20 protein-coding genes are annotated in these 22,130 nt (G+C 38.9%); 13 read left to right on the top strand and 7 right to left on the bottom strand.

Going from position 1 to position 22,130, the window contains the following annotated elements; all coding sequences use genetic code 11:
• The 11 genes from L4F93_RS00530 to L4F93_RS00480 all read left to right on the top strand — a co-directional run bounded on the left by L4F93_RS00530 (window position 1) and on the right by L4F93_RS00480 (window position 11,737).
• The gene (locus tag L4F93_RS00530; protein ID WP_250350617.1) at window positions 1-402 is read left to right on the top strand and encodes a hypothetical protein; all 402 of its coding nucleotides are present in this window, start codon (window positions 1-3) and stop codon (window positions 400-402) included.
• Window positions 403-458: 56 nt separating this feature from the next.
• Window positions 459-698, top strand: coding sequence for a DUF7683 domain-containing protein (locus L4F93_RS00525; protein ID WP_250350616.1), 240 nt, complete (start codon window positions 459-461; stop codon window positions 696-698).
• A 72-nt stretch (window positions 699-770) separates the two neighbouring features.
• The gene (locus tag L4F93_RS00520) at window positions 771-2,195 is read left to right on the top strand and encodes a VENN motif pre-toxin domain-containing protein (RefSeq protein ID WP_250350615.1); all 1,425 of its coding nucleotides are present in this window, start codon (window positions 771-773) and stop codon (window positions 2,193-2,195) included.
• Window positions 2,179-2,745, top strand: coding sequence for a hypothetical protein (locus L4F93_RS00515; RefSeq protein ID WP_250350614.1), 567 nt, complete (start codon window positions 2,179-2,181; stop codon window positions 2,743-2,745). Before L4F93_RS00520 ends, L4F93_RS00515 begins: the two co-directional genes overlap by 17 nt.
• A 121-nt stretch (window positions 2,746-2,866) precedes the next feature.
• Window positions 2,867-5,146, top strand: a complete 2,280-nt coding sequence (locus tag L4F93_RS00510) for a VENN motif pre-toxin domain-containing protein (RefSeq protein ID WP_250350613.1) — start codon at window positions 2,867-2,869, stop codon at window positions 5,144-5,146.
• Window positions 5,143-5,817 carry a hypothetical protein gene (locus tag L4F93_RS00505; RefSeq protein ID WP_250350612.1) on the top strand — a complete coding sequence of 225 codons (675 nt, stop codon included), beginning with the start codon at window positions 5,143-5,145 and terminating at the stop codon, window positions 5,815-5,817. The genes L4F93_RS00510 and L4F93_RS00505 overlap by 4 nt, the downstream gene beginning before the upstream one ends.
• Window positions 5,818-6,009: 192 nt before the next feature.
• Window positions 6,010-7,992 carry a VENN motif pre-toxin domain-containing protein gene (locus L4F93_RS00500; protein WP_250350611.1) on the top strand — a complete coding sequence of 661 codons (1,983 nt, stop codon included), beginning with the start codon at window positions 6,010-6,012 and terminating at the stop codon, window positions 7,990-7,992.
• A gap of 8 nt (window positions 7,993-8,000) precedes the next feature.
• Window positions 8,001-8,825, top strand: coding sequence for a hypothetical protein (locus L4F93_RS00495; RefSeq protein WP_250350610.1), 825 nt, complete (start codon window positions 8,001-8,003; stop codon window positions 8,823-8,825).
• 33 nt (window positions 8,826-8,858) lie between these two features.
• The gene (locus L4F93_RS00490) at window positions 8,859-9,107 is read left to right on the top strand and encodes a hypothetical protein (protein WP_250350609.1); all 249 of its coding nucleotides are present in this window, start codon (window positions 8,859-8,861) and stop codon (window positions 9,105-9,107) included.
• A complete protein-coding gene (locus L4F93_RS00485; protein ID WP_250350608.1) occupies window positions 9,049-10,551 on the top strand; it encodes a VENN motif pre-toxin domain-containing protein in 1,503 nt (500 codons plus the stop codon). Before L4F93_RS00490 ends, L4F93_RS00485 begins: the two co-directional genes overlap by 59 nt.
• 313 nt (window positions 10,552-10,864) lie before the next feature.
• Window positions 10,865-11,737 carry a hemagglutinin repeat-containing protein gene (locus tag L4F93_RS00480; RefSeq protein ID WP_250350607.1) on the top strand — a complete coding sequence of 291 codons (873 nt, stop codon included), beginning with the start codon at window positions 10,865-10,867 and terminating at the stop codon, window positions 11,735-11,737.
• Window positions 11,738-11,920: 183 nt separating this feature from the next.
• On the opposite strand, the gene L4F93_RS00475 is transcribed toward L4F93_RS00480, so the two are convergent.
• The gene (locus L4F93_RS00475; protein ID WP_250350606.1) at window positions 11,921-12,250 is read right to left on the bottom strand and encodes a zinc ribbon domain-containing protein YjdM; all 330 of its coding nucleotides are present in this window, start codon (window positions 12,248-12,250) and stop codon (window positions 11,921-11,923) included.
• A 168-nt stretch (window positions 12,251-12,418) separates the two neighbouring features.
• On the opposite strand from L4F93_RS00475, the gene L4F93_RS00470 reads away from it, so the two are divergent.
• Window positions 12,419-12,973 (top strand): YtfJ family protein, encoded by a 555-nt coding sequence (locus L4F93_RS00470; RefSeq protein ID WP_250350605.1) that lies wholly within the window; start codon window positions 12,419-12,421, stop codon window positions 12,971-12,973.
• Window positions 12,974-13,049: 76 nt separating this feature from the next.
• Here the strand turns inward: L4F93_RS00470 and L4F93_RS00465 are convergent, their stop codons facing one another.
• From L4F93_RS00465 to L4F93_RS00440, 6 genes are all read right to left on the bottom strand, one after another.
• Window positions 13,050-14,303, bottom strand: coding sequence for a DUF2254 domain-containing protein (locus L4F93_RS00465; protein WP_250350604.1), 1,254 nt, complete (start codon window positions 14,301-14,303; stop codon window positions 13,050-13,052).
• 94 nt (window positions 14,304-14,397) lie between these two features.
• Window positions 14,398-16,413 carry a TonB-dependent siderophore receptor gene (locus L4F93_RS00460; RefSeq protein WP_250350603.1) on the bottom strand — a complete coding sequence of 672 codons (2,016 nt, stop codon included), beginning with the start codon at window positions 16,411-16,413 and terminating at the stop codon, window positions 14,398-14,400.
• Window positions 16,414-16,461: 48 nt separating this feature from the next.
• Window positions 16,462-17,256 (bottom strand): DUF4198 domain-containing protein, encoded by a 795-nt coding sequence (locus tag L4F93_RS00455; protein WP_250350602.1) that lies wholly within the window; start codon window positions 17,254-17,256, stop codon window positions 16,462-16,464.
• Window positions 17,257-17,441: 185 nt separating this feature from the next.
• Complete coding sequence (fhuB, locus tag L4F93_RS00450; RefSeq protein WP_250350601.1) at window positions 17,442-19,355, bottom strand: Fe(3+)-hydroxamate ABC transporter permease FhuB; 1,914 nt, start codon at window positions 19,353-19,355, stop codon at window positions 17,442-17,444.
• Window positions 19,349-20,218 carry an ABC transporter substrate-binding protein gene (locus L4F93_RS00445; RefSeq protein WP_326938199.1) on the bottom strand — a complete coding sequence of 290 codons (870 nt, stop codon included), beginning with the start codon at window positions 20,216-20,218 and terminating at the stop codon, window positions 19,349-19,351. Before L4F93_RS00445 ends, fhuB begins: the two co-directional genes overlap by 7 nt.
• Before the next feature lie 9 nt (window positions 20,219-20,227).
• Window positions 20,228-20,992, bottom strand: a complete 765-nt coding sequence (locus L4F93_RS00440; RefSeq protein ID WP_250350600.1) for an ABC transporter ATP-binding protein — start codon at window positions 20,990-20,992, stop codon at window positions 20,228-20,230.
• Window positions 20,993-21,185: 193 nt separating this feature from the next.
• Here L4F93_RS00440 and L4F93_RS00435 point away from each other — a divergent pair, with 193 nt between their 5' ends.
• Complete coding sequence (locus tag L4F93_RS00435) at window positions 21,186-22,130, top strand: sigma 54-interacting transcriptional regulator (protein ID WP_250350599.1); 945 nt, start codon at window positions 21,186-21,188, stop codon at window positions 22,128-22,130.

The following is a 22,130-nucleotide window of genomic DNA, read 5'->3' as shown; positions in this document are numbered from 1 at the left end:
ATGATGATTATTAGCTTAGATAATAAATATTTACAAAAATTATTTTTCCCTTTGCTTATACTTATGTTAGTTTTTTTATTTTATCTAATTGTATCAGGAGAGAAAATAAAGAAAGATAATTTAAGAAAATTGGAAAATATGGTAGAGCTACTAGAAAGCCAATTCGGAGAAGTAAAAAAAATAGAAAGTAGAAACTCATCAAAGAGCTACTTTTTATTATCTTTTAAGCACTCTGATTATAATGCTAATTATAATAATAAAAAATTACTCTCGCTTGGTTTTAAAAAAGTAGGTAAGTTATATTGCCATAATAAATCATCTATTCAGGTATTTTTTAACTTTGAGCAAGAAGGAGGAATGTACTTCTTATATATAGCTATGGATAAAAATTGCATACAGTAATAGTACTTTCCATGGGAACAAATAAAAAGTGCAGATCCAACAAGGAGAGTAGAACCATGATTGAAGTGGCTAGATATATAGAAGTTTTTGATAATATAACAGAGGAATTAATAGATTCATATGAAATAACGTTACCTGATGAGGAAGCTATTTTTTATATCAACCCTGATGATGATTATGCTATTGGTGCGTATATGTTAAATGAGGAGCAAGTTATTAATTTGGGAGGAAGTAATTTAGTATCTTTATATAATAACAAAGATGTATCATTTTATGCTGCTTGTTTTCAAAAGTAGATATGAGAAATATATGTCTAGACGAGTTGTTGTAGATAAAATAGCAGGAGAATATGTTGTTTTGGCGGTATATTGGCAGGACAAAGTGGCGCACAGATTGCCACGACCCTTGCCTCACCGAGTTTAAATGAAAAAATCAAGGCACTCACCACTGACAGCAATGGCGAGGTGAACGTGCTTACTAACACCCTTGCTCACGCCATGCTTGGTGCGGTAGAAGCAGCGGCTGCTAAGGGCAATATCACCGCTGGTGCAGTTGCCGCTTCCGCCAGTGAACTTGCCGCGCCAGCCATCACTAAGCTACTGGGTAAAGACAACCCGAACCAACTCAGCACCGAAGAACGCCAAACTGTTACCGCCTTAAGCACCTTTGCAGGCAGCCTTGCGTCAGGCTTAATGGCACAACAAAACGGCTCAGCGACTAATACCGTTAGCACGCTTAATGCCGCGGCATTAGGTGGTGAGATTGGGAAACGAGCGGTGGAGAATAACTACCTCTACGCCTTTGAAGCGGAACGAAAAGCTGAACTGGATATACTGATACAAACAGAAGCGGATCCTGAAAAACGCAAAGCCTATGAAGCTGAAAGAGCGGCGATTATCAAACGAGATATTGACAGACAACAAGCAATAGAAGCCAGTTGTCAGCGTTTTAATAAAGGCTCAGCAGGCTGTGCAAGCCAAATAGCCGAAGCGAACCGTGCCAAAGCCAGTTATTCTACCTCCACAGATCTTATTCGAGGTGTTGGAATGCAACGGGACAAACGGCGTTATTCAGAGCTGTTTAGTTCTGATTTTGCTCGAGTGAATGAGGCATTACAAGGCAAAGATCCTGTAACTGTGCAAAAAGAAGCCTTTGCGATTGAAGTATCCAAAGCCAAAAATACTCGCCCCGAAGACGAATATACTTGGATTAGCAATGGTATTGATCTCGGTTGGCTAGGCGAATATCAAGGTTGGGGAAGAGCGATAAAAGGCTTGCCTAAATCTGGAAATTTCGCAACTAAAGTGCCGAAAGAGGTAAATGCGAATGGTAAATTGTCTGTAAATGGAGATAGCTTTGGCTATAAGACTACAGAAACTTATTTCAGGGTTGAAGGAGGCGGTATTAATAATAAAACCAGCCAAAATAGAATTTCTGTAAATCAAGATGGTTCAATTTCTATTAATTCTGGCTGTCAAGGGCAACTATGTGTCAGTACAGGCAGTTCTAATCATGCTATGTATTATTTAACTGAAAGATGGCAAAATGGAAAAGTTGTAGTGTTTGAAGTTAATAAAACTTTGCATGATGAAATAATAAAATCTGCTATTCCACAAAAACCTATTCCAGGTATTCCTAGAGATCCAAATGCTCCTAAAATTGTAGATGAAAGAAAAGGTTCGCCAAGTATTAATTTAGAATTACCTAAAGTATGGGATCGGCTATTAGAGAAACATTCGTCTAAAGGAAGAGTTTTAACAGAGGAGCAATTTAAAAATGAATTTGGAAAATGATTTTTTATTAAATGAGATCTTTGAAGGTAGGATCGATATTGCAATATTTGTTGTAGATAGAAATTATCTTTTTGTTTTTGATGATAAAGAGAATTTTACAATAGATATTAGACCTTTTTACAAAAGGTATTTAAATGATGGAATTATAACAAAAGAACAATATACATATGCAATAAATCATTATCGTGGAGGGGCATTTACATTAGATAAAGCTTCTATTAACAAATATATGTCATCGATAAAGATCAAACCTAAGGACATTATTGAAATGAAGAATTTTTTTTATAGGGGATTTGATTTGTCCTTCTTTTATAAAGTTTATTTAAATCCCATGAAATTTCATAATGAACTGAACAAAATAAAACTAAAAATTCCGAAATTCTATATTAACTTGGATAAAAATATTTTTTTTCATAATTATAAGGATAGAGATTTTGAAAAAGAACAACCAAAAAATTGGAGTAGTACTTACTCTGATAACTTTTTATCTTTAATACCTATAGAATATAAATATTGGGTTGTCAATAATATGGACTTTAGCAAGATTTAGTCATAAAAATATTTTACTATTAATGATGTAGAATACTATCTGTAATAATATAGTAAAATTTAGAATGATAATTTCAAAGAAGTTTAAGGTATTTCATTATCCATCAGATATAAATATGGAAATGAGAAATATAGAGAATAAAGCTACCGAGAAGGGCTTTACTCAATCTCTCGCCCAGCAAGACGGCTTAATCCAACAAGGGGCAACTGCCAAAGCCAACCGTATTGATGCCAATGTGGGTGGTAAGTTACAGATTGAAAGTATGCAAGATGAACAACACCTTAAAAGTAAAAGCAATCAAGCAGGTTTAAGTGTGAGTATCAGCTTTGGCAATGCGTGGGGTGGCAATATCGGCTTTAATGCGGACAGTGGCAGCGAACATTATCGTCAAGTAACGGAACAATCGGGATTATTTGCGGAAGAGGGAGGCTATCACGTTGAGGCAAATCAGGTTCACCTCAAAGGCGGTGCGATTGCAAGCCAAAATGCCAATAACAGTGAGCTTGCCACCAATCAACTGACCGTCGAGCATCTTCAAAACCATTCCTCAAGCCAAGCAATGAGTGGCGGATTAAGCTATGGCTTTAGTCATCAAGAGGGGCATTATGAAGAAAAAGGCACAGGCAAAGTGGTTGAGGCACCCGCAAACAACCAAACTGCCGATAACCTCAGATGGGTGGACGAGAAAAATTCAAGTGGTTTTAATCCAAGTATACCGATGTATGAAAGCCATCGTGACAGCAGCCTCACCAAGGCAACGATTACCGAGGGCAAGATTACCTTAAATAAAGATAGCCAGCCTATCCACAGCACAGCCACCGCGTTGGCAAAAACCTTGCATTTTAGCACCGCACTTGATAATGCCAATCCACAAGTGGAAAAACCAAGGGATACTCAAGCCCAGCTAAAAGAGCAAAAAGTCGTGAGAGAAGCAGTAAGCCAGTTGCAATCGGCAGCCTCCACTTACGCCACCAATCAAGCCAAAGCCGCACAGCTGGAAGCTGACCGCTTGCAACAAGAGTTAGCGCAAGCGCAAAGCAAACCGCAGACAACGCAAGATAAACAAAAAATCGCTGAAAAAACCACCGCACTTGCTAATACGTTAGAAAGACAAGAAAAGTGGAGCGAGAAAGGCGAATACAAACGCAACCTTGATAACCTCACCACTATCGCAGGGGGGATATTGGCAGGACAAAGCGGCGCACAGATTGCCACGACCCTTGCCTCGCCGACTTTAAATGAAAAAATTAAGGCACTCACCACCGACAGCAATGGCGAGGTGAACGTGCTTACTAACACCCTTGCCCACGCGGTACTGGGGGCGGTAGAAGCGGCGGCAGCTAAGGGCAATATCACCGCTGGCGCAGTTGCCGCTTCCGCCAGTGAACTTGCCGCGCCAGCCATCACTAAGCTACTGGGTAAAGACAACCCGAACCAACTTAGCACAGAAGAACGCCAAACCGTTACCGCCTTAAGCGCCCTTGCAGGCAGCCTTGCGTCAGGCTTAACCGCCCAACAAAACGGCTCAGCGACCAACACGGTTAGCACCCTTAATGCCGCGGCATTAGGTGGTGAAATTGGGAAACGGGCGGTGGAGAATAATTATCTCTCACCGAAAGATGTTCAAGCCTTTTATAAAGATTTAGAGCAAGCCATTAAAGAAGGTAAAAATGTTGATGAAGTTTATGACTATTACAGTAAACTGAGCCAACAGCAACGTGATGAACTTTTGGCTAATTGTGGTACAGCTTGTCGATTAACAGTAAAAAATGTTATTAATAACAGTACGGAATTAGCCGAAGCGAAAACGGGTTTACTTTCAGGCTGGTTATCTGGTTTATCTTCAGAAGAGCGTTCTCGTTTTTTAACGTTAGTTGAAAATGAAAATAATCAAACGATTTCAGAATTAAGAGAGCGTCAAACTTTAACGGAAAAAGCGTTAGAGTTAGGTTTGGACACTGCAAGGCTTTTAAGAAGAGAGGACGGTGGATTAACACCTAGCAATCAGCATTCTTTTGCGAAGAAAGCTAAATCTCAAACATCAGCTATACCTGTAAGTAAACCTACAGAAGTTAAAGTTTCAGAAGGAAAAATTTTAACTTATAAATCAAATCCTAAGCATACTTTAGGTCAGCAAAGTAATAGACCTAATGCAGGTATTGAGCCTAACAATGCGTTAGAGTTATTTAAAAATTCTGTTGTTAGCGGTAAAAAACGTTATGCTTTAGATTCTGAGGGTAGAATACATCAATTTAATGCTGATAAAGAAGGTAAAGAATGGCATTGGGCTGGAAGAACAGGACAAGATCAACCTAAGCAACAAAGATTATCATTACAAGATATTGATAATAACGTTTATAAACAATTAGGTACGCACTATAATGAGGTAAGAAAAAAATGATTTTCGGTAATCCTGGTGTTTATGATGAAAATGGGGATATTAATTTCTTTGCATTAAGTATTGAGAAAATATTAAATCTTGATTTTTTTTCTATTAATTTAATATTAGATATGAATATATATCCTTCGCACTTAGCTTATAACCTAAGAGGATATGCTTTAGATATTTTAGATGCAGATAATCCTATTTTTCATCAAGAAAACCCATATCTCTTTAACTTATCTGAGGATGAATTATTGGTTGAGTTAATTAAAAATCAAAGTTGGTATTTGTATTCGATAGAAGCCTTAATTAGGGACAATGAATTAGATGAGTTTTTTACAACGAAAAGCCTAGATATTCTTTATAATAAAATGGAAAGTTTTGAATATAAGCGCAATGAAAACTCTTGCTTTTGGGATATGGGAATTATGGAGTATCGTAATATTTATCCATTTATTGTAAACTACAATGGTTATTCAAAGGTTATTATTATTAGTGAAAATATAAACCCAAAGTATCCTAATGAAAGTGATTATGAACGTTTTTTTGATGATAATATGAATCTAAAAGAAATAAGCTTCTTTGATAGAAATTATTGGGGTATTGAAGTAAAAACCATAAAAACGAGTGAGCTTCTAAAAATAGTTTTAGATGCTCATAATTATATAAAAAATAATGCAAACTCGTAGATGGAGATGAAATAAAAATCATAAACAATATGATTTCTATATAAGAGTAAGATGTTTAGAGAAAACGGCTAATTTTATAGGATGTATAGAAATTCTTTATGAAGGATAGGGAATAAGGATACTCTCTATTTCAACCTAATATCGGGCTTGTTTGCTTAAGAGGGGCATTTTGAGGAAAAAGGCACAGGTAAAGTGGTTGAGGCACCCGCAAACAACCAAACTGCCGATAACCTCAGATGGGTGGACGAGAAAAATTCAAGTGGTTTTAATCCAAGTATGCCGATGTATGAAAGCCATCGTGACAGCAGCCTCACCAAGGCAACCATTACCGAGGGCAAGATTACCTTAAATAAAGATAGCCAGCCTATCCACAGCACAGCCACCGCGTTGGCAAAAACCTTGCATTTTAGCACCGCACTTGATAATGCCAATCCACACGTGGAAAAACCAAGGGATACCCAAGGGCAGCTAAAAGAGCAAAAAGTCGTGAGAGAAGCGGTAAGCCAGTTGCAATCGGCAACTTCGACTTATGCAGCCAATCAAGCGAAAGCCGCACAGCTGGAAGCTGACCGCTTGCAACAAGAGCTAGCGCAAGCGCAAAGCAAACCACAGGCAACGCAAGATAAACAAAAAATTGCAGAAAAAACCACCGCACTTGCTACTACGCTAGAAAGACAAGAGAAATGGAGTGAAAAGGGGGAATACAAACGCAACCTTGATAACCTCACCACTATCGCAGGTGGGATATTGGCAGGGCAAAGTGGCACACAGATTGCTACTACTCTTGCCTCGCCAACCTTAAATGAAAAAATCAAGGCACTCACTACCGACAGCAATGGCGAGGTGAACGTGCTGACCAACACCCTTGCTCATGCAATGCTTGGTGCGGTAGAAGCAGCGGCAGCTAAGGGCAATATCACCGCTGGTGCACTTGCTGCTTCCGCCAGTGAGCTTGCTGCCCCTGCCATCACCAAAGCCCTTGGTAAAGACAACCCGAACCAACTCAGCGCCGAAGAACGCCAAACTGTTACCGCCTTAAGCACCCTTGCAGGCAGCCTTGCGTCAGGCTTAATGGCACAACAAAATGGCTCAGCGACTAACACGGTTAGCACGCTTAATGCCGCGGCATTGGGTGGTGAAATTGGGAAACGGGCGGTGGAGAATAATTATCTCTATGTAGATGAAGCTAAAGAAAAAATGGTTTTAGAACGAAAAGTGAGATTAGGAGAAGCTACAGAAGAAGAGGAACAAAGATTAGCACAAATTAATTTAATTGATGCGGTTAGGGATCGAGATATTATAGATTCTTGCAAGACTGTAAGTAGCCCTGCTTGTATAAAATTAACTGAAAAAGCGGCATATGCTCAATATGGCTATGAGCAAAACCTTTCTTATAATACAAAATTAAAAGAGCTTTATCCTAATGATTATCAAAATGTATTAAACATTTTGAAAGGTAAAGATAAAGATTCTGTTGATTTTGAAAGAACCGCAATAGCTCTATCTAAACAGCAAAATATCACGTTAGATAAGGCAAAAACTTTCTTAGAAAAAGTGATGATTTATAAAGAAGTGGCTGAACTAGTTGGGGCTGTACGGGGTGGAACATCAGTAAAATATGGTGTAAAACCAATGAAAGTAGTTACTCCTCCTGCTGGTTATGAGAAAGTTATCTTTAATGGAATAGAGCTTCATCCTGATTTGCCACCACCAAAAGCAGGTTATGATTTTAAACCTCAAAAAGCCAAAGGAAATACTCTTTACCAAGAGTGGAAAGATATTAATGGCTATAGAGGAGAAATTGTTTTAGCTAACAATATTGCTTCTACAGGTCGAATAGTCATTAAGTGGGGGAATTCAACAGGTACACATGGTAATGACATTATTTCTATCAATCCACGAACAGGAGAGGTTGAACTTTGGGATAATAAATATCGCAGTAGTGCTGTAAACGGTAAAATTTCGCCAACGTTTGAAAATGTGAGAACACGTGTGAATGCTATTGGAGAAGCGAGGAGAGAAATTAATAACACAAAAAATATCCCTCCCGAAATTAAAGAAAAAGCAATACAAAATTTGAATAATGAAAATTTTATCACTTATACGATAGGAAGTGGAAAAGTAAAAACATCAGTTATCCAAAAATATTGCAATAACCAAAAGTGTTCTAATTAGGGGGGGCTATGAATTTAAAATATGAGATTGAAATAACAAGGAATACATACCGTAAAGAAGAGCATATTTTCAAGCGACTTAAATATAAATTAGAGCATGGTGAATTTATTGGAAATTATGCTAAGTATGATCTAACTGATATAATTTATGCCTATTCTGTTGGCTTCAAAAATATCTATAAACAATTTCTTGAAAGAACGGTAAATTGGTTGAAGCAAGGCGTTGAAAAAAAAGAAGATTTTGGAGAGTTTGATTATCATCAATATGAATTAACATCAGCATTAGCAATCGCAACTTGGCTTGATACAGGTGTAAATAACATTGAGTTATGGAAAAATTCACTTAAATGGCAAGATAAACTTTATGGCAAAGAAGATTATTCAAAGGGGATGAGTCGCATAGAACAGGAAATCTTTGCTTTACAGCTGTTACATTATATTCAAGCTCAAGAATATGAAAAAGCAATTCAACTTTATCAATCCATCAAAGGAGATAAACCACTTAAATTAAATAATAATATGAGTGGTTATCGGATTGCCTATGCCTATTGCCTGCATTTTCACGAGAATAAATTTACAGTAGCGCAATTGGAAAACGCAGCGAAATCATTTTTAGAAAAACATTTACCGCTACTTTATACTAAAGGTCGTCCAACAGAAATGCTTTATTGGTTAAAAATGGTTTGTGATGCAAGAGAGAAAGAATATACGCCAGAGGAAGTGATTTATACTTTTTATGAGTATATCCCAGAGGAAGAATACCCTGAGTTTGTTAAGGCGTTATTGAAAGGTAAAGCAAAGGAGAAAAAGTCATTTTTTTCTAGTTTTTTTTAATGGTAGCAATAAAGATGTTACAAAGCATCGGTGGTGGAAGTTGGTTGCTTAGAACAAGAGCTAGCGCAAGCGCAAAGCAAACCACAGGCAACGCAAGATAAACAAAAAATTGCAGAAAAAACCACCGCACTTGCTAATACGTTAGAAAGACAAGAAAAGTGGAGCGAGAAAGGCGAATACAAACGCAACCTTGATAACCTCACCACTATCGCAGGGGGGGATATTGGCAGGGCAAAGCGGCACACAGATTGCCACGACCCTTGCCTCACCGACTTTAAATGAAAAAATCAAGGCACTCACCACCGACAGCAATGGCGAGGTGAACGTGCTGACCAACACCCTTGCCCACGCCATGCTTGGTGCGGTAGAAGCGGCGGCTGCTAAGGGCAATATCACCGCAGGCGCAGTTGCCGCTTCCGCCAGTGAACTTGCCGCGCCAGCCATCACTAAGCTACTGGGTAAAGACAACCCGAACCAACTTAGTGCAGAAGAACGCCAAACCGTTACCGCCTTAAGCACCCTTGCAGGCAGCCTTGTGTCAGGCTTAACCGCCCAACAAAACGGCTCAGCGACTAATACCGTTAGCACGCTTAATGCCGCGGCATTAGGTGGTGAGATTGGGAAACGGGCGGTGGAGAATAATTATCTCAGTGTACTTTCTCAAAAAAGACGTGATGACATTAGAGAGAAAATTAAAAATGGCAATGCGACTAAAAAAGAGATCGTAGAGTATCTTCAATATGAAAAAGATGATCAAACGAGTGATTATTTAGTGGATAAAGCGCGTTATCGCCCAGAGGAGATGACACCGCAAGAATGGGCTGAATATGAAAATTACGCAAAACGTTACGTTTCAGAAAGCATACAAAACCGAGACATTCCTAAAAATATTGAGCGTAGCCTCAAAGAAATGCTTACGGGAAACTATTATAAAGGCTACGGTTATGCTTATGCGTTAGATGAAAAATATCGTTCATCTTTGCCAAGTCGTTGGTTCATTTCCGATTCAGATAAATCGGAAGAAGAAAGAATATATGAGCGCTTTAATGCAAAATATATCCAAAATCCAAGAACATTAAGAGAATCATTTAATGGGAGAGTAGCAGAATCAACGAAAGAGGGATTGGAGTTGGCTTCTTTAGGATATATTTCTAACATACCAAAAGTTGTAAATACAGTTGAATTGGTAACCAAGGTAGGAGGGAATAAAATAGTTTCAACTGCAATTCGTCTTGAAAAACCTACTGTTGGTTTTATAGATAAAATGCTCTCAGAAGGTATTTATCATTCTTACAATCCTTATGCTAATGCGGTTACTAGAAATATTGGTAATAGTATTGATAGTATTTCAAAAATCACACCAAAACAGTATGTAACTGGAACGACGATAGGTATGAGTGCGAATATGGGGGCTCAGTATATCAATACAGGTACAATTAATTATAAAGAAGCTATTAAATCAGGTCTAACCACACCTTATTTAATTTATACCCCAATGGGGACTTCATTTGTATTAGGCTCAATGTCAACAGCAGTTGATTCAAGATTATCTAATAGTAATTCATATTTAAATGACCAATCTAATTATTTAAAAAATCAAGCTGTAGGGGAGTTAATTCAAAGGTCATTGCCATCAAATATACAAAACTCCCCTATCGGCATTGGATTAAATATTTTTTCTGGAGAAGTACTCAGTCATCATAAAGATAAGGATAATAAAAAGTGAGAACCGCAAAAAAATTATTAAAAATTTCACTGTATGCATTTAATCTAATATGTTCTTTTCAAGGAATGATATGGATGAGATTATATTCAAATACAAATAAAATTGATCAAACTGAATTTTTTTCAGCCTAAATATTTAGTGTTTAGTATTTTTTTTTACTGTTTTATATGGTTAATGCTTTTTCTCTGGTCTTACTTTCCTAGCTCAAAGAAATATTTAAAACTTTAGTTTTGCTCATTATATTTGCTATTGTGTATATTTAATATTGCATTTAATTTTATGAGCTTCTCTATTGTTCAAGATAAACACAGAAATGATAAAGATTGCGAAAACGGTTACCCAGCAAGATGGTTTGGCGTATTTAATTCGCGTGGAGTCAGGCACGGGCGTGGCACATAGCCGTCAATCACAAGAACGCCAAGCGCAAATTAGCCAAGGTAATGTGTTTAACGCCAAACAGATTGACTTGACGGCTACAGGCACAGGGGAAACGCTTGCCAATGGGGAGCAAAAGCGCGGTAATATTCATCTTGAGCACAGTGATTTAACTAGCCACGATGAACAAGGCAAACGCCTTGCAGATAGCCATATTACGTTGACGGCGTATGACACGCAATTACAAGCAGGTAAAAGCCACAGCAAAGAAAAAATGCGCGGTCAAAATGTGGGTGTTGAAGTGGGGATGTTTGCCCAAGCAGGACCACAAACGGGCGTTGGGGTATATGCCACCGTGGGTGGAGGCAGCCAAAAAATGGATGCGGAACGCACAATGTATCACAACAGCCATTTAGACAGTGCGCAGATAACCTTTAATAACCAAAATGACCTGACACTCAAAGGGGCAACGGCGAAAGCCAACAGTATTGATGCCAATGTGGGTGGTAAGTTACAGATTGAAAGTATGCAAGATGAACAACATCTTAAAAGTAAAAGCAATCAAGCAGGTTTAAGTGTGAGTATCAGCTTTGGCAATGCGTGGGGTGGCAATATCGGCTTTAATGCGGACAGTGGCAGCGAACATTATCGTCAAGTAACGGAACAATCGGGATTATTTGCGGAAGAGGGAGGCTATCACGTTGAGGCAAATCAAGTTCACCTCAAAGGCGGTGCGATTGCAAGCCAAAATGCCAATAACAGTGAGCTTGCCACCAATCAACTGACCGTCGAGCATCTTCAAAAACCGTAAAATGAACTAACATCAACGTGATGAACTTTTAGCTAATTCTGCCATTTTATGGTGGGATTATATATAGAGGAAAATGTCATTCTGGGAAGTTGGTGGGGATATGATTTTTTCAGAAATTGATAAAAGGGAGAAATAAAATACTCTCCCTAATAGCTAAATATTATAATGCTTAAGCTCTATTTATTAAGCTTTTTTCAAAAAAGCTGATTTTAATGAGAAACTTTGGCCGTCAATTTTGCAATCTACATCGTGATCGCCATCAACTAAGCGAATGTTTTTCGCTTTTGTGCCTTTTTTCAATACAATAGATGAGCCTTTCACTTTCAAATCTTTAATTAAAATGACACTATCGCCATCTTGTAGTAGATTACCGTTGCTGTCTTTCACCACTTTTTGTTCAGTCTCATTTTCTTCATCGCCAGACCATTCATAAGCGCAGTCAGGGCAAACAAAATTTAAACCGTCGTGATAAACATATCCGCCTTGGCATTTTGGACAAGTTGTTTGTTCCATTTTTTCCTCTTATCTAAATTTCAATATAAACAATCAGTTACATTTTTTTGATTGAATAGTAGTAATGCGAGCGAAGTATAGCAAACAAATCTCTTTCACTGTAATGATTTTTAAAGATGCCATAAAAGAGAATTTCCGCTAAACTAGCGACTTTTAGAGGGGAACAAAATGAAAAAAACAGTTTTATTACTTGGGGTTAGTGCATTACTAAGCAGTGCTTACAGTCAAGCCCATAACCTGCAACTTAATGCAACCTTACCTGCGGTAACCGTCGCAGATAAAGGTGAGCTTATCGTTAAAAATCAAGAGATTAGTGCAAAGCCTTGGCAATCTACCCAGCTTAAAGGTAAGGTTCGTGTGTTGCAACATATTGCAGGGCGTAGCTCGGTAAAGGAGAAAAATTATCCTTTAATGGAAGCTATCAAAGCACAGCATTTTAATGGTGCACAATATCAAACCACAAATATTATTAATGCAGATGATGCGATTTTTGGCACGGGGGCTTTTGTGCGCAGTAGTGCTGAAAAGGCCAAAAAAGAAAATGCCCACAGCCAAATTGTGCTGGATAATCAAAGTGCGGTGAAAAATGCGTGGAAATTAAAAGAGAAAGAAAGTTTGATTGTGGTGTTGGATAAAGAGGCAAAAGTGAAGTTTGTTCACGAAGGGAAACTCTCTTCGGCACAAATCAATGAAATTTTAGCCTTAGTTAAGGATTTGCTATAAAACGTATCGTCTGAATAACAGAATGCGGAATATTCAAACCGAGTAATAAAGGAAGTGCCGAATAATCGGCACTTTTTTAATGGAAAAGCGCTTGATGTAAGGCGTCGATTTGTGCCTTTTCGCTTTCCAGTGAAAGTCCGTTTAGGGCATAATCTAAATCTATTTTTGCTTGTTTGAATGCGGCGTTACAAATGGCTTGATTATCTGATTGCCTCCACAGTATGGCGAGTGCTTTTTGTACTTTGATGTGAATTTCTAACATTGCACTTCCATCACGACAAATAGGGGTGAAGGATTGTAAAACAAGTTCTTGTTCGTTGAGATTTAACATTGCCAGACGATCATATTTCACAGCTTGCTTTTCTACTTTGCTATCAAGTAGTAAGCGTAATAAAACGCTAATCACTTTAATTGCCGTGCCGGGATCGTTCACCGCTTGCGATAAGGCACGTTGCGCCACTTCGCTTAATACAATCAAACCAAATTTAGGATCTTGCGCATAAGAGCGGTTGTTTTCGATGATAAAATTTTCTTGCAGTTGAGCGATGTGTTCAATGGGCTTATTGACATAGGCAATGGGCATATTCGTATAAACCAATTTTCCGGGTTGAATGGCAATTTCAATTTCGCAATCATTATTATCAGCAAAATCTTGCAAATTTTGCATATTTATATGGCTCAAATAGCCTGTTTTATGCGCGTGAATTGCGTAGGAAAATTGAATTTTCTCAAGGGATTTTGCCCCCATATTTGGCTGTTGCCAATAATTGTTTAAGGCTTGCTGTGAGGCAGTTTCAATCTTTTCTAAGGTATTATTTAATAACCCAAGCTGTGATAACGCACTCACCCACGTAATCAAGGTGGTAATTAAATAAATGAGTACACAAATCGTCCCAATAAACAGCACGAATCGCCCCGCCTCGTTGTAATAACCCATTCCTAAGGTTATTTTGGCAATTACTGCATAAACAAAGGCTGAAATAAAACTGGAAATCGCAAGACGCGTGGTGTTATCTCCCATCACTAATTCGGTCGCTCTTGGCGTTGCCCCGTTAGAAGCAGAAGAAAAAGCCGAAACCATAATAGAAAGGGAAAAGGTACTCACCGCTAACATACTCGATGCCATAATGCTGAGAATGTCATTGAGTAATTCTTCGCTAACATCTGGCATAATCTCTATCGGCAATGCTTTGTTTTCGATCAATGCAGAGAAAAGTGCCAGAAAGACAGCAAATAATGCCCCTAAAATAGGGGTGAGCCATAAGGCGTTACTTGGTTTTTTTAACCATAGAATTAGGATAAAAAAATGCTCTTTAAGATAGCTTAACATCGGTTTTCCTATATTGAGAGAGAAGAGCTTACCATAGCAGATTTTTTGTAGAAAGAAAAAGGGCTGAGTTGCTCAGCCCTGAGATTATTTTAAATTAGAATTTATAAGAAATATTCCCTGTGATTCTGCGACCTTCCCCCATATAACACCAATATGAATCACAAGCACTCACATATTTTTTATTCAGTAAGTTAGAAATATTTAATTGAGCACCCCAATGTGGTGAAAAATCATATTTTGCCGTAATATCAACGAGAGTATAGGCTGGGATTTTTTCATCACTCATCCCATTTGTGCTAGTTCCTGTATAGCGAATGCCCGTACCAAGTTGTAAACCTGATAAGGCATTGCCTGTAAAACGGTAATTTAAATAAGCAGAATAGCTATGTTTTGGAATGAGTGCAGTACGAGTGATTTTATCTGCGTGAGTTTTGGATTTAGTATATGTATAAGAAACAAGTGTAGCTAAATTTTCCGTTAAATTTATATCAGCTTGTAACTCTATACCTTTACTTGTTTGTTTTCCAGCTTGAGTGCTAATGGAGTGTCCGTTAACAGTATTGGTAATAAGTGCATTTTTTTCTTTTAGATTAAAGTAGGCAAGAGATAACTTCCCTTCAATAAATTGAGGTAAGTATTTTAATCCAAACTCGTGTTGTTCTCCTTCATAGGGCTTATATCTCACAAACGTACCATTCACATTGGTACTTGGGAGAGGTTTGAATGATTCAGAATAATTATAGTACGGAGCTAACCCATTTTCGGTAATATACATTATCCCAGCAGCATAAGTATTTTGTGCAACATCATAGGGTTTATTCTGTGATGCACTGCGATAATCACCTTTTGCAAAATCACGTCTTACACCTAAATTGATGAGTAATTTATTTTGGAAACTAAAATGGTTTTGAAGATAAAGACCTAATTGACGATCTTTATTTATATAAGGCGTTAAAGCAGAAAAAGGGGCTGCTGCGGTTGGGTAATTACCATAAAGGTTATTTAATGCTACCTTACCGTAACCATTAGATGCAGTATTTTTTGAATGAGAATAATCAAAACCACCCAGTAAAGTATTTTCTATCTCATTAAATTTCCAAGTTTGGCTAAGGTGGTTATCAATTGTATGAGTAAATGTTTTACCCCGTATGAGCATTGTACTAAGGCTTGTTCCGTCCCAGCCTAAAGAGGCACTAAATTGATCCTTGTTGCTATAAGCATACCGATAGTTTGAGCTAAATATTAATCCATCTGAAACTTGATGCCTCAATTCGTAACCGATACTATATTGATTGCGTCTGAAGTATTCATCAACATTTTGTGCGAAATTTGTTCGACTTGAAAAGCCGCCACGTTTTAGTATGTCATATTTAGGGAAAAAGCCCGAAGACGGTATACCATCATCGTGTTGAATGCTTGCTAATAAAGTGAAATTTGTATTTTGAGAAATGTTCCAAGATAGACTAGGAGCAAGATAGTACGCATCACTATAACTCCCTTTGGGTTCACCATTATGGCGTAGATAGTCCGCTACAATACGGTAATGTACCGTTTCACTGATTGTTCCCGTATAGTCTGTAGCAATGCCTCTTTCATGGCGATTACCTAAGGTGAGTTTAACTTCTCCTTGCCCAACTTTTTCTTTATTTGGACGTTTACTGATTAAGTTAATTAAACCACCTGCGTTGGCACTTCCATAAGTTAAAGAATCAGCACCTTTTACTATTTCTATTGTTTCTAAGCCATACAAGTTTGGTTGCCAATGATAGAAACCAAAATCGTATAATGTTGTTCCATCTAAGCGAATTGTTGGATTAAATCCTCGAATTTTAATCCAATCATGGGTGTCTATATCTCCGCCAAAAGGCTGGCTTAATATGCCTGCCTCATAACGACCGATTTGATCGACTTGTTGGTATCCTTTCTCACTCATTTTTGCTTGATCTAAGGTTTCCGTTGAACCAGGTGAAAGATATTCTACTTTCCCCGTTTTCGATACGGATCCAATTACATCAATAGGGGCTAATTGTATTTCTTCTGCAATAACAACTTGGCTTGTGATAAAAAGTGCGGTGGAAATTAGTGATAATTTAAAAAATTTTTTTGTCATAAAAGCTCCGAGTAAAAGGCTAGCAAGATGAGCTAGCCTAATCGTTTATTATTTAATACTAAATGTATAAGTGCTATACAATTTACGTTTTTGGCAGATTTTTTGATCTGGGTAATCCATTTCATAAATTGCCTTGATTTTCCAAGTGCCTTTTAGGGCTGGAATAAAATTCACTTTTCCTTGTGAATCCGTTTTACCTGAAAATGCTTGTGGTTCACGGTGATCATAAACCGCTTTTTCATCAAGTTTGGTAAATTCGTTTGTCGTTCCAATCACCGTAATGCCTTTGGCTGGTTGCCCTTTATATAGCACCTGTACAGGGAAAACCTCCATCGGACTTAAGGTGGTTGGATCAACTAAGGGAACAATTTCTAAATCTAACCCAACAGGTTTGATAGCAAAGTCGCTAACCTCAACCCCTGTATTCACATAGGTAGATGAAAACATACTGGATTCTTCACAGTAATTGGCATCTTTCATTTGACTGAGGTTTTCACGTTTCCAACCATTGTCATTTTTTGACCAGAAGGTTGGTTTGTAGCTACCTGAAATTTTGTATTCTGCTTTCGCCAATGGGCTGGTGGTAACATAATGGTAATTTTCGCCCTTTTGGGTTAGGGTAGTGCTTGTGCCGTCCGCACGATGCAACACCAACGGATTTAAGATATTTAAACGTCCCTCGGCAATTTTTTCTCCTTCAGGAAAGTGATCGCCATAGCCAAGCACTGCAAGCAAATCTTTGCCCGCTTCGGCTTGTTGGGCATAAGCCCATAGATCGTGTGCTTGGCTGGCAAAAGGCAAAGCAAGTCCGCAAATTAAGGTAAGTTGTGTGAGTTTTTTCATTGGATTTCTCCTATCTTTATCATCAAAAAATTGGAATTTTTTGACCGCACTTTATAATGGCACTATTTTTAGTGCGGTATAAAATTCCTCCAAATTCGCACTTGGCGAGGGATTACTTAAGTAATGTGCTTACTTAAGGGAGGAAAACTCTGTAACAACATCTTATGAATTTTCCGTAAAATTCGTTATATTTTTCTCATTAGCCATAAAAAATAGCTGCCACCGAGTAAGGTAGCAATCAAGCCTGCTGGAATTTCATAGGGAAATAGCAGCTGGCGTCCTAGCCAATCGGCAATAACCATAATGGTTCCGCCTAATAATCCTGCGGCGAGGAGTTGGTTTTTACTATGGCGAAAGCCTAGGTGGTAGGCTAAATGGGGCGCAAGCAAGCCGATAAAACTTAATGCACCAATGAGCAAGGTCGCAAATAGCGTGAGTAAAATGGCAAAAGCAAATAGGATACCGCGTGCCTTGAGTATATTTACCCCAAGAGATTGGGCAATGACGCTATTTAGTGCAAATAAATCTAGCCAACGGACGAAAATAAAGCTGAATAAAAAGAGGATAATCGCGATAAACAGCATTGGGATTGCCACATCATTTGTTGCGTAATAGGTTGAACCTGATCCCCAATTTAATAATTGCCAAGCTCGCGGATCGCCGCTTGCAACCAGTATTCGTTGTACCGCTTCAAATAAGGCTGAAATGCTTATTCCTGTGAGTAATACTTGATCGGGCTGTAAACCATTACGGCGATTGATTATCCAAATCAGCCAGACAATGAAGCACGCTCCCAATCCTCCCCATAGGGCATATTGGCTGAGTAAGGTGGTGCCGGTGATAAAAATGGCAAGCAATACACCAAAGCTTACCCCAGAGGTAATGCCAAGCAATTCAGGGCTTGCCATTGGGTTGTGGCTTAGTCGTTGTAATAGGGTTCCAGCTACGGCAAGCATTATTCCCGTACAAAATGCATAGGCAATGCGAGGAAAACGCAAGGTAAACAGGTTATTGTCCAAATAGATTTGCCAGCCATCTATTCCTTGCGCTAGCCATAAGGAACAGGATAGCGCAGCCAGTAAAAGTAAAGGTAAATAAAGTGCGGTGCTTTTTTGCGGCGTATTTTTCCACGTTATGGCATTTTCTTGTACGCGTCCATATTGTTGGCGATGTTTAAAGACGAGCCATAATAATAACGGTGTGCCGAGCAGGGCGGTAATTGAGCCTGTTGGTAAGGTCATCGTTTGCCATTTTTCGAGTAATTGCAGGCTGAGATCGGCGATAAGTAATAAACTGCTGGCAAAATAGGCACTTCGCCATAATAAGGTTTTAATGCGGTAATCTGGGAATTGGCGAGCAAGCGTAGTTGCGGCTAAGCCAATAAAGGCAAGCATACCAACACGGCTGACCACGATGGCGACCAAATAAGCCGCGAGTAAAATGCCAATAATGCGAATTTTTTTTACATTCACGCCTAAACTTTGTGCATTGCTTTCTTCGAGTTGTAATGCTTGTAAAGCGGGGCTAAGTAAGATGACAGCCAAAATGGCTGGCGCCAGTAATGGCAATAGAGTGAGGCTATCATACCAGCTTTCTTGAACTAATGAGCCACTTCCCCACAGGAGTAAACCACGACTTTCCTCAGGATAAAAAAGAATGAGTAAAGAGGAAAATGCGCCGAGATAAAAGTTCACGACAAGTCCTGCAAGGACAATCAACAAAGGGGAAATCATTTTTCGCCAAGCGAGGAGTAAGACTAAGCTGAGTGCAAATAATGCGCCGATAAAGGCGATGGGCGTTGCCCCCCATTGTAATAGACTAGGGAAAAATAGTGTTACCACAAAAAGGCTAAATTGCGCCCCTGCACTGACGGCAAGTGTGCTGTCTGAAGCAAGTGAATTATTCATTATTTGTTGTAAGAGCAACGAAGCAATCCCTAAACTCACTCCAGATAAAATCGCCATTAACACTCTTGGCAAGGTAAAATTAAAGACGAGTAGCTGACTCGTGTCGCTTTGCCCGAGTTGTTGAAAAAGCACGAGAACAAATAAAATCACTACGATGACAGCAAGGCTTGGCATTAAACGGCGTGTTACCATTTTGCTTGTTCCCCTTGTGGTTGGCGTAACCCTTGGCTTAATGCAATGGCTAAACGCTGTGCAGATGGTAATGCTCCGAATGTCCAAATGGCAGGAAGAATGAGAGGATCTTTCGCTAAAGGAAGCGTTTGCCATAGGCTATTATTCGCTAACTCTTTCGGAACATTTTGGGGATAAGGCTTGATGATCACCAGTTTAGCTTGCGCAAATTGAGCCAGTTGATTGAGGCTAATTAGGCTAAATCCCCATAAGTTTACCTGCCCTTGCCACGCATTTTGGAGACCGAGTTGTGTTAGAACGACACCCGGTAGGCTTTGTTTGCCATACACTCGCAGATGACGACCATCAATAAATTGTACGATTAATAAAGGACGATCTCGCACCTCTTGAAGTGCGGCTTTCTGGCTTGCAAACGTAGTTAATGTTTGCGTAATCAGGGCGGTGGGATCAACATTGATTACTTGTGCAAGTTGGCGTGTTGCTTGTAGTTGGTTTTGCCAAAAATCCCCTGTTTTATAGAAATTGACTAAGGGGATGTTATTGATATTGCGTAAATAAGGTAAATTAGCCTGTGCAGTCGCAAGATACATATCGCTATTAGGAAAGGCATCAATATCAAGTTGTGCAAGCAATTCTTTATTCGGTTGCAATCTTGTTCCTAAATCAATCGTTGTAGCAGGCAAGCTGGGTTCATTCACCCAATTTTGGTAACTTTGCTTATCACCAACCGCAGTCGGGGAAACACCTAGCCCTAATAGGGTTTCAGCAATGGTCCAGTCTAAGGTTGCTACTTTCGCACTAGCAAGCACAGGTGTTGTAAAAATAAGTAGAAAAATGTGTAAGAAATAAGCCAGTATTTTCACTATTTCCCCTTAAAAAAATGCAACAGGAATGTGATCAATGGGATGAGCTTGCACCTGTAAATGAATATGATAAATCTGTGCTAAGGCTTGTGGTGTCATTATGTTTTGTGGGGAGCCTTGCATTAATAATTTGCCCGACTGCAAGGCGATTAGCTCATCACAAAAACGTGCGGCAAGATTGATGTCGTGGATCACAATAATCACCCCTAGATTTAAGTTTTTCACCAGTTTTTGAATGAGTTGCATCACTTCCACTTGATGTGCAATATCCAATGCTGCTAACGGTTCATCTAATAATAAAAAACGGCTTTGTTGAGCCAGTAACATTGCAAGCCATACACGAGAACGTTCACCCCCTGAAAGGGTATCGACGAATTGATCGGCGTAGCTTTGCATATTTGTCCATTCAAGCGCATTTTGAATGGCTTGTTCGTCTTGTTTGAGGTTACGCCCTAATAGTCCATTCCACGCATAACGCCCCATTTGTAGCAGCCCTCTGGTGGTTAGGTTATTTGCCTGTGGCAAATATTGTGGCAGATAGGCAACTTCGCGCGCAAAGGCTCTATGTTTCCATTGCTGAATGACACGTTGATTAAATTTGAGTTGCCCACTGGTTGGCATTTGTTGGCGAGCGAGAAGTTTGATTAAGGTTGATTTTCCCGATCCGTTTGGTCCAATAATGCCATAGATTTTTCCCGTGTTAAATTGCAGTGATATAGGGTGCAACAACACTTTTTCAGGCAAGGCGAACGACACTGCGTTTAATTCAAACACGATATTTCCTATGAGCGAATAAATAAAGGGGAAAGATTTTAATTGATAACCGTTATCATTTCAATAGGTCTATTCTTAAAAATAAACGGCTACCTTAAAAGACGATTAAGATTGTAAATTTTTCTTTCCATTTTTACGGAAAAGTTTACAATGTTTGCCAGTTTTATCAGAAAAATGGGATGGAAAGCCAGTAATGTCAGCAGAAAAAAATCTTTTTTCACAAGTGGTTACACAAAGTCGCAAAATGCAAGAGGTGGTGGAAAAAGCCAAAAAATTTGCTCTGCTTGATGCGCCTTTGCTTATTCAAGGTGAAACCGGTACGGGGAAAGATCTTATCGCCAAAGCTTGCCATTTTTCTAGTCAAAGAAGAGAAAATAAGTTTATTGCGGTCAATTGTGCCGGTTTACCGAGTGAAGATGCAGAAAGTGAAATGTTCGGGCGAGCTTATGGGGAAACGGTAAATCAAGGCTTTTTTGAATATGCGAATGGGGGTAGCGTATTATTAGATAGCGTGGCAGAGTTGCCACTTAGTTTACAGGCAAAATTATTACGTTTTTTAAATGATGGTACTTTTCGCCGTGTGGGCGAGGAAAAAGAGCATTATGCCAATGTTCGTGTGATTTGTACCTCACAAGTTCCCCTCAGTCATTATGTAGAAAAAGGCAAAATGCGTGAAGATTTATTTCATCGTCTTAATGTATTAAGTCTTAATATTCCAGCGCTACGTGAACGCAAAGAAGATATTCCACAACTTACCACATTATTTGTCCAACAAATTAGCCAACAGCTAGGGATTTCCGTCCCCCATTTTGATAGCGCATTTTTAAATTATCTTGCCCATTATACTTGGGCGGGGAATGTACGAGAATTGCACAATGCGTTATATCGAGCTTGTTCTTTGGCTGAGAATAATCAGCTTGCTATTGCGGATTTGCACTTAGTGGAGCAGGAAATTGCATTACCAAGTATTGAGCAATTTGCTAATCAAACCCTTGATGAAATTATGAATAATTTTGAGGCAATGGTGTTACAGAAATTTTATGAGGAATATCCTAGCACCAGAAAGCTGGCTTCAAGATTAGGCGTTTCGCATACTGCTATCGCCAATAAATTAAAACAATATGGCATAGGAAAATAA

Source organism: Avibacterium sp. 20-132, assembly GCF_023611925.1.
GTDB lineage: Bacteria > Pseudomonadota > Gammaproteobacteria > Enterobacterales > Pasteurellaceae > Avibacterium.
This window is presented reverse-complemented; position numbering and strand designations above follow the sequence as displayed.

Excerpts from the sequence above, each read along its gene's own strand:
- L4F93_RS00530 (WP_250350617.1), top strand. The coding sequence starts at position 1 with ATGATGATTATTAGCTTAGATAATAAATATTTACAAAAATTATTTTTC.
- L4F93_RS00525 (WP_250350616.1), top strand. The coding sequence starts at position 459 with ATGATTGAAGTGGCTAGATATATAGAAGTTTTTGATAATATAACAGAG.
- L4F93_RS00515 (WP_250350614.1), top strand. The coding sequence starts at position 2,179 with ATGAATTTGGAAAATGATTTTTTATTAAATGAGATCTTTGAAGGTAGG.
- L4F93_RS00510 (WP_250350613.1), top strand. The coding sequence starts at position 2,867 with ATGAGAAATATAGAGAATAAAGCTACCGAGAAGGGCTTTACTCAATCT.
- L4F93_RS00505 (WP_250350612.1), top strand. The coding sequence starts at position 5,143 with ATGATTTTCGGTAATCCTGGTGTTTATGATGAAAATGGGGATATTAAT.
- L4F93_RS00495 (WP_250350610.1), top strand. The coding sequence starts at position 8,001 with ATGAATTTAAAATATGAGATTGAAATAACAAGGAATACATACCGTAAA.
- L4F93_RS00480 (WP_250350607.1), top strand. The coding sequence starts at position 10,865 with ATGATAAAGATTGCGAAAACGGTTACCCAGCAAGATGGTTTGGCGTAT.
- L4F93_RS00475 (WP_250350606.1), bottom strand. The coding sequence starts at position 12,250 with ATGGAACAAACAACTTGTCCAAAATGCCAAGGCGGATATGTTTATCAC.
- L4F93_RS00470 (WP_250350605.1), top strand. The coding sequence starts at position 12,419 with ATGAAAAAAACAGTTTTATTACTTGGGGTTAGTGCATTACTAAGCAGT.
- L4F93_RS00465 (WP_250350604.1), bottom strand. The coding sequence starts at position 14,303 with ATGTTAAGCTATCTTAAAGAGCATTTTTTTATCCTAATTCTATGGTTA.
- L4F93_RS00460 (WP_250350603.1), bottom strand. The coding sequence starts at position 16,413 with ATGACAAAAAAATTTTTTAAATTATCACTAATTTCCACCGCACTTTTT.
- L4F93_RS00455 (WP_250350602.1), bottom strand. The coding sequence starts at position 17,256 with ATGAAAAAACTCACACAACTTACCTTAATTTGCGGACTTGCTTTGCCT.
- fhuB (WP_250350601.1), bottom strand. The coding sequence starts at position 19,355 with ATGGTAACACGCCGTTTAATGCCAAGCCTTGCTGTCATCGTAGTGATT.
- L4F93_RS00435 (WP_250350599.1), top strand. The coding sequence starts at position 21,186 with ATGTCAGCAGAAAAAAATCTTTTTTCACAAGTGGTTACACAAAGTCGC.